Genomic DNA, 12,425 nt, shown 5'->3' on the forward strand with positions numbered 1-12,425 from the left:
CCGCGCGCATCGCCCGCCGTGGGAGCGGCGCCAGCCGCGAGGGGTTGAAGGCGACATGGCTGAAGGCCCCTTACCAAACGCTCGCGGCTGGCGCCGCGCCTGCCGAGAACCGTGGGTGGGCCGACACGCGCTGCGCATGAACCATTCACACAAATGTGCGTCCCATCGCTACATGCCACAAGCCCGCAACACCGGGAGATGCCCATGATCACCTCGCGCCAGCCCAGCGGCGAACGGACAGACCTGCTGCAGATCGCCAACCATGTCTTCTTCATGACCGCGCTGCTCTTCGTCGCCCACCAGAACGCGCTCACTACCGACGTGGTCCGCTCGCAGACGGCCTTCGTCGCGCAGGCGCTCAACCTGCAGCCGCGCACGCCGCCCCCGGGCTTCGACCCCGACGAGATGGTTCTGGACGGCCTCGACACCGCCTCGCCTGCAGACTGAGCCTGCGCGAGCACCACGACACGCCCCGCCGCCATCCTCCGTGGCCGCGGGACGTTGTGTTGCATTGCGGAAGCGTCCGCATCAACGAGCCGTTACAATCCCGGCTTGCTTCTCGACTCGTCCGCACCACGGCGGCCCGGCGCCCAGGCCGTGCGCGCGAGCGGTTCGAGCCGATTTCCGACTTACCCGTATTGCTGGAGGCCCCATGCCCGCCCTGTTGCCCAACGTCGATCCCGATGGCCTGCTCGAGTACTCGGTGGTCTATACCGACCGCTCGCTCAACCACATGTCGCAGGCCTTCCAGGGTGTCATGCGCGAACTGTCGGCCACGCTCAGGAAGGTCTATCACGCACAGGCCGTCGCCATCGTGCCCGGTAGCGGCACCTTCGGCATGGAGGCGGTCGCGCGCCAGTTCGCCACCGGCAAAAAGGCACTGGTGATCCGCAACGGCTGGTTCAGCTACCGCTGGACGCAGATCTTCGAGATAGGGAACATCCCGAGCGAGGCCGTGGTGCTCAAGGCCCGCCAGATCGCCGACGAAGCCCAGGCGCCCTTCGCCCCCGCCGCCATCGACGAGGTCGTAGCCACCATCCGCAACCAGCGCCCGGAAGTGGTGTTCGCCCCCCACGTCGAAACCTCGGCGGGCATGATCCTGCCCGACGACTACCTGCGCGCGGTCGCTGATGCCACCCACGAGGTCGGCGGCCTGTTCGTGCTCGACTGCATCGCCTCGGGCGCAATCTGGGTGGACATGGCCGCCACCGGCGTCGACGTGCTGGTGAGCGCGCCGCAGAAGGGCTGGACCGCCTCCCCCTGCTGCGCAATGGTGATGCTGAGCGCCGCCGCGCGCGAGCGCATCGAGGGCACCACCAGCACCAGCTTCGCCTGCGACCTCAAGAAGTGGCTGCAGATCATGGAGACCTACGAGGGTGGCGCCCACGCCTACCACGCCACCATGCCCACCGACGGCCTGGTCACACTGCGTGACGTGATGCGCGAGACGGAGGCCTACGGCTTTGACAAGGTGAAGGGCGAGCAGCTCGAGCTCGGCGCCCGCGTGCGCGCCCTGCTCGAGGCGCGCGGCTTCCCGAGCGTGGCCGCGCCCGGCTTCCAGGCTCCGGGCGTGGTGGTCAGCTACACCACCGACGACGGCATCAAGACCGGCGCCAAATTTGCCGCCGCCGGCCTCCAGGTGGCTGCAGGCGTGCCGCTCGCCTGCGACGAGCGCCCGGACTACAAGGCCTTCCGCATCGGCCTGTTCGGGCTCGACAAGCTGCACAACATCGAGCGCACGGTGGCCACGCTGGGCAAGGCGCTCGACGAGGTCGCCTGATCAGGTACTGCGGGCGCGAGAGCGCCCGTAGCGCCCCACCTGCTGATCAGCCCGGACGGTCGCCTTGGCCGCATTTAACGCATTGGCCGCGCAGTCTCTCGACTGCCTCGGGCTCTCCGCGCAGCCTGAAGAACGCGCCTTCGTCCTCGGCCCTTTCCTCCAGCACCTCACAGTTCGCGTAGATCTCCTTGCGCAACTGCTGGGCGGACCAAGGCAGCAACAGCTCGGTCTCGACCAGATGCTGCTGGAAGAACGCCACGATCGTCCGCCGTAGTGCGGCCACCTCTTCGGGCCGGCGCGCGCTCATCACGATGCAGCCCGGGTACTTCGTGCGCAGCGCCGCTTCGCATTCGGCCTGTGCGTCGGCGTCACCGACATGATCGATCTTGTTGAAGACGCGGATGCGAGGCACCTCGTCGGCGCTGATCTCGGCCAACACCGTATCGGTGACTTCAAGCTGGCGTTCGAAGCCCGGATCACTCGCGTCGATGACGTGCAGCAGCAAGGCCGCATCGAGCGCTTCGTCCAGGGTGGATTTGAACGAGGCCACCAGGCCATGAGGCAGGTTCTTGATGAAACCGACGGTATCACTGACGAGCACACGCGGCACGCTTTCGGGGTAAAGCGTACGCACAGTGGTGTCCAGCGTGGCGAAGAGCTTGTTGGCCACCAGCACCTCACTGCCGGTCAGCGCACGCATCAGCGTCGATTTGCCGGCATTGGTGTAGCCGACCAACGCCACATTGGCGAGGCTCTGCCGCCCCTGGCGGCGCGCGCGCTGGGTCTTGCGCTCGGCCTCCATCGCGACGATCTCGAGTTGCAGTTCGGCAATGCGGTCACGAATCTTGCGGCGGTCGAGTTCGGTGTGCGACTCGCCGGCACCGCGGCCTCCCACCCCGCTGCGCTGCCGCCCCTGCGGCCCGGCGAGCTTGGCCGCTTCGCGCAAACGCGGTGCCATGTAGCCCAGCCGGGCGATCTCAACCTGCGCCTTGGCAGCACGCGAGCGCGCGTTGCGGTGAAAGATCTCGAGGATGACCATGGTGCGGTCCATGACCTCGCAGCCCGTCTCCAGCTCGAGGTTGCGCGCCTGCGAGGGCGAGATCTCGTGATCGACCAACAGCGCCTCGATCGGGCCTGTGCGCGGCACCGTGGCCAGCGGCGCCGCTTCAAGGCCCGACTGGGCAGCGACGAAGTCGCGTACTTCCTGGCGCTTGCCAACGCCCAGGTAACCCGTGGTGTCAAAACCGGCGCGCTTCTGGGTAAAGGTTTGGACAACCCGGTAGCCCAGCGTCTTCGCCAGTTCGCGTAACTCGGCGAGCGAGGCTTCGAACTCGGCGTCGCTCACATTCGGGCGTTGCACCGAGGCGACGATGGCGTTGCGGGGTTCGTCGGCGAGGTCTTTTTGCATTCGAGGGGGCTTCTATGAGCGATTCGGGGGTGTGATGGTAACCGGCAATCGCGACTCCGCCGGGCTTGCTCGGCAAGAAGTCGCGTCTGCCGTCGGTCTGCCTGCGAGCGGCTCGCCCCCTGGGCGGCAACGATGCCGCCAGATCCACGCCCCGGCATGTAGAGCGCCGGGAGCGGGATGCTAGACTGCGAGCAGATTCACGCACGGAACCTTCGTGTCCCGGCTGCGGTCCCGAGTCCGGCGTTGCCTGCCGTTGTGCGCACGAGCCGCAAGCCCAAGTATCCGCCCCCGCGCCACTGCCCACTGTAAAGACCATGACGAACTCACTGCTCATCGCCATTGTGACCGACGAAGTCTCGGACGCTGCCCTTGCCATCGCCGAGCGTGAAGGCATCCGCGGCGCCACCATCCTGCCCGCGAGCGGCATCAGCCAGTCACCGCTGCGCACCTTCTTCGGCCTGACCTTCCAGAGCGCCATGACCCTCCTGTTCTGGATCGCCGACTCCGACACCGCCAACCGCACTGCGCAGCGGCTGAACGAGGAACTCGACCTCGACTCGCCGCAACAGGGCCTGGCGCTGACACTCACCATCGACCAGCTGTTCGGGCTTGATCTGGGCAAAGCCGCAAACTGACCCGTTCATGTCCTCGGCAAAGGCGTTGGGCGTGCTTGATCGCAGCTGAACCCCCTACCCTCATGCATCTCCAAGGCCCTGAATGGACTGGATGTTCACCGCAATTCTCGTCGGCGCAGGGCTCATCACCCTGTCGATCCTGACGAGTGCCCTGGCCTTCCGCTTCGGCACGCCGCTGCTGCTGGTCTTCCTCGGCATCGGCCTGATCGCGGGCGAAGATGGGCTGGGGCTGCAGTTCGACCACGCCGAGACCGCCTTCTTCCTCGGCAGCGTGGCGCTCGCCGTGATCCTGTTCGATTCAGGCTTCGGCACCCGCGTGCAGACCTTGCGCCGCGCTGCCGCACCGGCCTTCGTCCTGGCGACGGTCGGCGTGTTCCTGACCACCCTGTTCGTGGGCGCGGCCGCACGCGTGTTGTTCGACCTGCCCTGGCTCTACGCCTTGCTGATGGGGGCCATCATCAGCTCGACCGATGCGGCGGCGGTGTTCTTCCTGCTGCGCTCGGGTGGCGTAAAGATCTACAAGCGCGTGCGCTCGATGCTGGAGGTGGAGTCCGGCTCGAACGACCCGATGGCGATCTTCCTTACCATCCTGTTCATCGAGATGATCCTCGCCGAGACACGCGGCAGCGTGATGACGAGCTTCCTGCACGGCTTCGGCATGCAGATGGGCCTCGGCCTGGCCCTCGGCGTGGCAGGTGGCTACCTCATCGTCGAGATCGTCAACCGCGTCCGCCTGGAGGAGGCGCTCTACCCCATCCTGGTGATGTCCTGCGGGCTTTGCGTGTTCGGCGTCACCGCTTATCTGGGTGGTAGCGGCTTCCTCGCCATCTATGTCGCCGGCATCGTCGCCGGCAACCGCGACATGAAGGGGGCCTCGGCCCTGCGCCGCTACCAGCAAGGCATGACCTGGCTCGCACAGATCGTCATGTTCCTCGTGCTCGGCCTGTACGTGACGCCGTCGGAGTTCGGCACGGTGCTGATCCCTGCGCTTCTGCTCGGGCTCTTCCTCATCGTCATTGGTCGTCCCCTCGCGGTCGTGCTCTGCCTGCTGCCCTTCCGCTACGACCGCGAGACGGTCACCTTCACGGCCTGGGTCGGACTGCGCGGCGCGGTCTCCATCCTGCTCGGCATCCTGCCGGCGGTGATGGGCGTCGAGGGTGCAGAACTCTTCCTCAACGCGGCCTTCATCATGGTCGTCACCTCGCTGCTCGTGCAGGGCTGGACCATCAAGCCCGCGGCTGCCCGGCTCAAGCTCATCGTACCGGCAGGCATCGGCCCGCTCGAACGCATCGAACTCGAGCTGCCCGGCAATCCCAAGCACGAGTTGCTGATCTATCGCGTGCTCGACGACAGCCCGCTCATCATGGGTGGTGCGACCCTGCCGCGCTGGGCGCGCCCCTCGCTCGTGGTCCGCAACGGCCGCTCGATGCAACCGGAGCAGGCTGGCCACCTGCAGGCGGGCGACCTGGTCTACCTCTTCACACCGCCGGAATACACCACCCTGCTCGACCGCCTGTTCTCGCAGATCAAGGCGCCCGAGCAGGGCGATACCGAGTACTTCGGCCAGTTCATGGTCAATACCGACGCGCGCGTGGTCGACCTGGTCAGCGCCTATGACCTGCAGCTGCCCATCGAGATTCCGCCCGAGCTCAGCGTGGGCGACTTCCTGCACACCGAACTTGGCGGGCAACCCGTCATCGGCGACCGGGTACCGCTCGGCAGCTTCGACTTCGTCGTACGCCGCGTGCACCAGGGCAAGACCGTCACCGAGGTCGGCCTTGCCCTGCACGGCGAAGCCCGGCCATCAGCCTACGTGCGCAAGGCACGCCAGCCGCGAGGCGATTTCAGGGCGAGACTCAGGCGGATAATGAACCGCCAGTGAAGCGGCGCAGGCGCAGCGCGTTGCCGAGCACGAACACGCTCGACATCGACATCGCCGCCGCAGCGAACACCGGCGACAGCAGCAGCCCGAAAGCCGGGTAGAACACCCCTGCGGCAAGCGGAATCAGCGCGCTGTTGTAGGCAAAGGCCCAGAACAGGTTCTGGCCAATGTTGCGCATAGTCGCGCGCGACAGCGCGATCGCGCGCGGCACGCCCGTCAGGTCGCCCGACATCAGCACCACGTCAGCGCTCTCGATCGCCACATCGGTGCCGGTGCCGATCGCGATGCCCACGTCGGCCTCGGCAAGCGCCGGCGCGTCGTTGATGCCGTCGCCGACGAAGGCGACGCGGCGGCGTCCTTCACCCCCGCTCACCTTGTCGTCCTCTCCCCCTGCCAGCCGCTTCAGCGCCGCCACCTTGCCATCGGGCAGCACCTCGGCGATGACCTCGTCGATCCCTGCCTGGCGCGCGATCGCACGCGCGGTGCGCGCGTTGTCGCCGGTGATCATCGCCACCTTCAGCCCCATGCCGTGGAGCGCCTTGACAGCCGCCACCGAGGTCGGCTTGAGCGGGTCGGCCACCGCCAGGATCGCTGCCAGGCGGCCGTCGATCGCCGCATACAGTGGCGACTTGCCCTCGTCGGCCAGGCGCGCAGCGGTGTCGGCGAAGACGTCGACATCGAGCCCCAGGCGGCGCATCAGGCGGTCGGCACCGACCTCGACACGCTGTCCATCCACCTGCGCACGCACGCCGTAGCCGGCCTCGGCCTCGAAGCCTGCGGCGCTGGCGACCGCCAGCCCGTCCGCACGCGCGGCGGCGACGATCGCCTCAGCGATCGGATGCTCGGAGCCCCGCTCCACCGCCGCCACCCGCGCCAGCACCCCGGCGCGCTCGAAGCCCGCAGCCACCACCAGGTCGGTGAGCTGCGGCTTGCCCACGGTGAGCGTGCCGGTCTTGTCCACCGCCACCACCTCGGCCTCGCGCAACAACTGCAGCGCGTCGCCCTTGCGGAACAGCACGCCCATCTGCGCCGCGCGCCCGGTGGCGACCATGATCGAGGTCGGCGTTGCCAGCCCCATCGCGCACGGGCAGGCGACGATCAGCACCGCCACCGCGCACACCAGCGCGAAGCTGAGCACCGGCACGCCGGCCGGCAGCGCGCCGCCGCCGAACACCAGCCAGGCAAGGAAGGTGAGCGCCGCCACCGCCATCACCACCGGCACGAACACCATCGTCACCTTGTCCACCAGCGCCTGGATCGGCAACTTGGCGCCCTGCGCCGCCTCCACCATGCGGATGATCTGCGCCAGCACCGTGTCCGCCCCCACCCGGGTGGCGCGGAAGGCGAAGGCGCCGCGGGTGTTCAGCGTGCCGCCAACCACCGTCGCGCCCACGCCCTTCTCCACCGGCACCGGCTCGCCGGTGATCATCGACTCATCGACGAAGGATGCGCCCTCCACCACCTCGCCATCGACCGCCACCTTCTCGCCCGGGCGCACCTCAACCACGTCGCCCACCGCCAGCTCGGCGATCGGCAGTTCGACCAGCTCGGCGCCGCGGCGCACGCGCGCACTGCGCGGCTGGATGCGCATCAGGCTGCGGATGGCGTCGCTGGTGCGGCCGCGCGCACGCGTCTCGAGCAGGCGCCCGATCAGGATCAGCGTGATGATCACCGCCGCCGCCTCGAAATAGACATTGACCGTACCTTCGGGCAGCAAACCGGGCGCGAACAGCGCCACCACCGAATACGCCCACGCCGCCGAGGTGCCCACCGCCACCAGTGCGTTCATGTCCGGCGCGCCGCGCAGCAGCGCCGGCACGCCCTTGCGGAAGAAACGCAGGCCCGGCCCGAACATCACCGCGCTGGTGAGCACGCACTGCAGCAGCCAGCTCTCGCGGTGGCCAATCGTGGCCATCACCCAGTCGTGCATGCCCGGAATCAGGTGCGAGCCCATCTCGAGCACGAACACCGGCAGGGTGAGTGCCACCGCCACCCACACCGCCCGCCGCAGCGCCGCCTCCTCGGCCGCGGCATCGGCCTCGCGCGCGCCGACGCTCACCTCGCTGGCCGGGCGGGCGCCAAAGCCGGCCTTTTGCACCGCAGCGACCAACGCCGCCGTCGGTACGCTGCCGGCAAACTCCACGTGCGCCTTGCGCGCCGCCAGGTTCACGCTTGCCGTCACCACCCCGGGCACGCGCTGCAGCACCTTCTCGACCCGGCCCACGCAGGCCGCGCAGCTCATGCCCTCGATGTCGAGCTCGAGCGCCTCGCGCCGCACCTCGTAGCCCGCCTTGGCCACCGCCTCGATCAGCGCCGACAGCGGCACCGAAGCCGACGCCGTCACGCTCGCGGTCTCGGTCGCCAGATTGACGCTCGCCGCCTGCACGCCCTCGACCTTCAACAAGGCCTTCTCGACATGGGCCACGCACGAGGCGCAGGTCATGCCGGCGATATTGAGGCTGCGCGCGACAGCGCGGGGCGGAGGGGTTGTGCTGGTGTTCATGTTTCGTCGTTGTGCGAGGGATCAAAAGGCAAACCTTAGACCTCAACAGGCTGCAAAGGTCAAGCCATGCTTGCCCAGTCACCACATGGTGTACCTGGCAGCCGCGGCGAGGCTCTTTTGTGGGAGCGACGCAAGTCGCGAGCTTTTCAGGGCATGCGACGCGCCCCGTCGCCTTCAACCCCTCGCGGCTCGCGCCGCTCCCACGGCGGGGCGCAGGCGCGGCGCGGTTTCTTTGTGGGTGATACGCGCGCAGCGAATCAGGCGGTCGTACCTTGTTCCCGCCGCAGCTCCCACTGCTTGACCAGCGCATACAGCACCGGGATCACGGCCAGCGTCAGCACCGTGGAGGACACCATGCCGCCCACCATCGGCGCGGCGATGCGGCTCATGACCTCGCTGCCGGTGCCAGTGCCGAGCATGACCGGCAGCAGGCCGAGGATGATGGTGATCACGGTCATCATCTTGGGGCGTACGCGCTCGACGGCGCCTTCCATGACTGCGGCGTAAAGGTCGGCGATGCTGGGTATTTCACCGCGCGCGGCACGCTCGGCGCGGATGCGCTGCCAGGCGTGGTCGAGGTAGATGAGCATGATCACGCCGGTCTCGGCGGCGACGCCGGCAAGCGCGATGAAGCCCACCGCCACCGCCACGCTCATCTGGTAACCCAGCCACCACATCAGCCACACGCCGCCGATGAGCGCGAAGGGCACCGACAGCATGACGATGAAGGTCTCGGCCAGGCGGCGGAAGTTGAGATAGAGCAGCACGAAGATCAGCGCCAGCGTGAGCGGGACCACAACGGTGAGCTTTTCCTTGGCGCGCTCCATGTACTCGAACTGGCCGCTCCAGGCGGCGTAATAGCCGGGCGGGAAGCTCACCTCGGCGGCCACGGCCTGCTGCGCGCGCTGGACGAAACGGCCGAGGTCGGCTTCGCGGGTGTCGACGTAAACATAGGCGACCAGCGCGGCGTTCTCGGTGCGGATGGCGGGCGCGCCGCGGCTCAGCTTGACCTCGGCGAGCTGGCCGAGGGGGACCGGGCCGCTGGCAGTGGGAACCAGCACCTGGGCGGCGATGCGCGCCGGGTCCTCGCGCAGCGCGCGCGGGTAGCGCACGCTGACGTTGTAGCGCTCCAGGCCTTCGACGGTGGTGGTCACCGTCTCGCCCCCGAGCGCGGTCGCCACTGCCATCTGCACCGTGTCGATGCTGAGCCCGTAACGCGCGAGCTGGTCGCGGCGCGGCTCGATGTCGACGTAGTAGCCGCCGGCGACGCGCTCGGCGTAGGCGCTGGAGGTGCCGGGCACGGCACGCACCACAGCCTCGACCTCCTTCGCCAGCCGCTCCAGGGTGTCCAGGTCCTGGCCGAACACCTTGACCCCCACCGGCGTGCGGATGCCGGTGCTGAGCATGTCGATGCGCGCCTTGATCGGCATGGTCCAGGAGTTGGCCAGGCCAGGGAATTTCACCGCCGCATCCATCTCTGCGATCAGCGCATCCACCGTCATGCCGGGCCGCCACGCCGAGCGCGGCTTGAGGTTGATGACGGTCTCGAACATTTCCAGCGGCGCCGGGTCGGTGGCGGTGTTGGCGCGGCCAGCCTTGCCATACACCGACTCGACCTCGGGGAAGCTCTTGAGGATGCGGTTGGTGGTGGCGAGCAGGCGCCCGGCCTCGGTCACCGACATGCCGGGCAGGCCCGCCGGCATGTAGAAGATGGCGCCTTCGTCCAGCGTGGGCATGAACTCGCTGCCGATCTGGCGCGCTGGAATCAGCGTCACCGCCATCGCCACCAGGGCGAGCAGCAGGGTGGTGAGCTTGAAGCGCATCGCCAGCGCGATCACCGGACGGTACAGCCACACCAGCAGGCGGTTGATCGGGTTGCGCTGCTCGGGGACGATCTTGCCGCGCACGAAGAACAGCATCAGCACCGGCACCAGGGTCACCGACAGGAAGGCAGCGCCCGCCATGGCCAGCGTCTTGGTCCATGCCAGCGGCGAGAACAGCCGCCCTTCCTGGCCTTCGAGCGCAAACACCGGCAGGAAGGACACGGTGATGATCAGTAGCGAGAAGAACAGCGCCGGCCCCACCTCGCGGCAGGCGCCGATCAGCACCTCGGCGCGCTCGGCGGCGGTGGCCTCGGCGCGCAGGGTCTCGAGCCGCTTGTGGGCGTTCTCGATCATCACGATCGAGGCGTCGACCATGGCACCGATGGCAATCGCGATGCCGCCCAGGCTCATGATGTTGGAGCCGATGCCCAGCGCCTGCATGCCGATGAAGGCGACCAGGATGCCCAGCGGCAGGGTCACGATCGCCACCAGCGCGCTGCGCACATGGAGCAGGAAGACGATGCACACCGCGGCGACGATCAGGCTCTCCGCCAGCAGGGTCGACTTGAGGTTGTCGATCGCGCGCTCGATCAGCGTCGAGCGGTCATACACCGGCACGATCTCGGCGCCTGCGGGCAGGCCGGGCGCGATCTCGGCCAGCTTCTCGCGCACATTCCTGATCACCTCGAGTGCGTTCTCGCCGAAGCGGGCCATGACGATGCCCGAGGCCACCTCGCCCTCGCCGTTGAGTTCGGCAATGCCGCGGCGTTCGGCCGGCACCAGTTCGACGCGGCCGATGTCGGCCACCCGCACCGGCGTGCCGCGGCCCGCACCATCGACCTTGAGCACGATGTCCTCGATGTCGGCCACGCTGCGCAGGTAGCCGCGGCCGCGCAGCATGAACTCGCGCTCGGCCAGCTCGATGACGCGGCCACCGACGTCGCGATTGGATTCTCGGATCGCGCGCCCCACCTCGTCCAGGCCGATGCCGAAGCCGGCCAGGCGATAGGGGTCGACGGTGACCTGGTACTCGCGTACGAAGCCGCCCACGCTGGCCACCTCGGCCACGCCGCGGGCCTGGGTAAGCGGATAGCGCACGTACCAGTCCTGCAGGCTGCGCGTCTCGGCCAGCGACAGGTCCTTGCCGGTGATCGCGTACTGGTACACCCAGCCCACGCCTGTGGCGTCCGGCCCGATCTGCGGTGCCACGCCGGCGGGCAGGCGGGCGGCGGCGGTGCTCAGGTACTCGAGCACCCGCGAGCGCGCCCAGTAGATGTCGGTGCCGTCCTCGAAGATCACATACACATAGGACGCACCGAACATCGAGAAGCCGCGCACCACCCGCGCCTGCGGCACGGCCAGCATCGCCGTGGTGAGCGGATAGGTGACCTGGTCCTCCACCACCTGCGGCGCCTGGCCGGGGTAGTCGGTGTAGATGATGACCTGCACGTCCGACAGGTCGGGCAGCGCATCGAGCGGCGTGTGCTTGACGGCGTAAAGGCCGGCGCCGATGAGGAATACGGTGCCGAGCAGCACCAGGAAGACGTTGCGTGCCGACCACTCGATCAGGCGACTGAGCCAGCCACCCGCAGGCGCCACGTCAATATCCCGCTCCCCCTGCGCTGGCGCGCGCTGCGCATCCGTCATGTCAATGTCCGGCATGCTCGCCTTCCACCCGCTCGATGCGAGTCACCACGTACTCGCCCGGGCCACGATCCTCGAAGCTGAAGCGGATCGGCGTCCCTGGCGCCAGACCCTCGACCAGCGCCGGCTCGGCCAGACTGAAGTCCATCGTCATCTCCGGCCAGCCCAGCGCCGGGATGGCGTCGTGGCTGAGGCTGACGCCGCCGTCGAAAGCCTCCTCGAACACGCCGCGGGTGTCGTGGCTCGGGTAATCCTGTGGTGGCGCATCGCCCATGCCGGCGAGCGCGGCGCGCAGCTGGCTCTCCGAGTCGATCAGGAAGTTGGCCGAGACGACGACGCGATCGCCCTCGGCGACGCCGTCGAGCACCTCGACCTGCTCGCGGCCGCGCTCGCCGATGCGCACCGGCTGCGGCTGGAAGCGGCCTTCGCCGAGCGCGCGCAAAACCACCTGGCGCTCGCCATCCTCGATCAGCGCCGAAGCCGGCAGCAGCAGGCGCTCGCGCGCGGCGCCGGGCGCGAAGTCCACGGTGGCAAACATGCCCGGGCGCAGCTGGCCCGCGCGGTTGTCGAGTTCGATGCGCACCGGCGTGCTGCGGGTGCCGGCATCCAGGGTCGGATAAACGTAGCCGATCCGGCCCTCCAGGCGCTGGCCGGGCAGCGCACCCACGCTCACTGCCACCCGGTCACCCACCTGCACGCGGCCGAGGTCACGCTCGAACACATCCGCGATCACCCACACCCGCGACAGGT

8 protein-coding genes are annotated in these 12,425 nt (G+C 68.5%); 4 read left to right on the forward strand and 4 right to left on the reverse strand.

What is annotated here, in order from left to right:
- Nucleotides 1–204 precede the first annotated feature (204 nt).
- Nucleotides 205–447 carry a hypothetical protein gene (locus B447_RS20725; RefSeq protein WP_002945704.1) on the forward strand — a complete coding sequence of 81 codons (243 nt, stop codon included), beginning with the start codon at nt 205–207 and terminating at the stop codon, nt 445–447.
- Nucleotides 448–652: 205 nt separating this feature from the next.
- Complete coding sequence (locus B447_RS20730) at nt 653–1,780, forward strand: aminotransferase class V-fold PLP-dependent enzyme (RefSeq protein WP_002945706.1); 1,128 nt, start codon at nt 653–655, stop codon at nt 1,778–1,780.
- Between the two features lie 46 nt (nt 1,781–1,826).
- Here the strand turns inward: B447_RS20730 and hflX are convergent, their stop codons facing one another.
- A complete protein-coding gene (hflX, locus tag B447_RS20735) occupies nt 1,827–3,188 on the reverse strand; it encodes a GTPase HflX (RefSeq protein WP_002945707.1) in 1,362 nt (453 codons plus the stop codon).
- Nucleotides 3,189–3,502: 314 nt separating this feature from the next.
- Between hflX and B447_RS20740 the strand changes: the two genes are divergently transcribed.
- On the forward strand, nt 3,503–3,823 hold the full coding sequence (locus B447_RS20740; RefSeq protein WP_002945708.1) for a hypothetical protein: 321 nt from the start codon (nt 3,503–3,505) through the stop codon (nt 3,821–3,823).
- 91 nt (nt 3,824–3,914) lie between these two features.
- Nucleotides 3,915–5,705 carry a potassium/proton antiporter gene (locus B447_RS20745; protein WP_232431691.1) on the forward strand — a complete coding sequence of 597 codons (1,791 nt, stop codon included), beginning with the start codon at nt 3,915–3,917 and terminating at the stop codon, nt 5,703–5,705.
- Here B447_RS20745 and B447_RS20750 read toward each other — a convergent pair.
- From B447_RS20750 to B447_RS20760, 3 genes are all read right to left on the reverse strand, one after another.
- Nucleotides 5,680–8,208, reverse strand: a complete 2,529-nt coding sequence (locus B447_RS20750; RefSeq protein ID WP_002945710.1) for a heavy metal translocating P-type ATPase — start codon at nt 8,206–8,208, stop codon at nt 5,680–5,682. The two genes, B447_RS20745 and B447_RS20750, sit on opposite strands and share 26 nt — an antisense overlap.
- A gap of 257 nt (nt 8,209–8,465) precedes the next feature.
- The gene (locus tag B447_RS20755) at nt 8,466–11,693 is read right to left on the reverse strand and encodes an efflux RND transporter permease subunit (protein WP_002945711.1); all 3,228 of its coding nucleotides are present in this window, start codon (nt 11,691–11,693) and stop codon (nt 8,466–8,468) included.
- Nucleotides 11,680–12,425, reverse strand: a 746-nt coding sequence (locus B447_RS20760; RefSeq protein ID WP_037983329.1) for an efflux RND transporter periplasmic adaptor subunit, incomplete at its 5' end; no start/stop codon positions are given. The genes B447_RS20755 and B447_RS20760, both read right to left, overlap by 14 nt.

The sequence above is a fragment of the Thauera sp. 27 genome, from assembly GCF_000310125.2.
In the GTDB taxonomy this organism is placed as follows: domain Bacteria; phylum Pseudomonadota; class Gammaproteobacteria; order Burkholderiales; family Rhodocyclaceae; genus Thauera; species Thauera mechernichensis.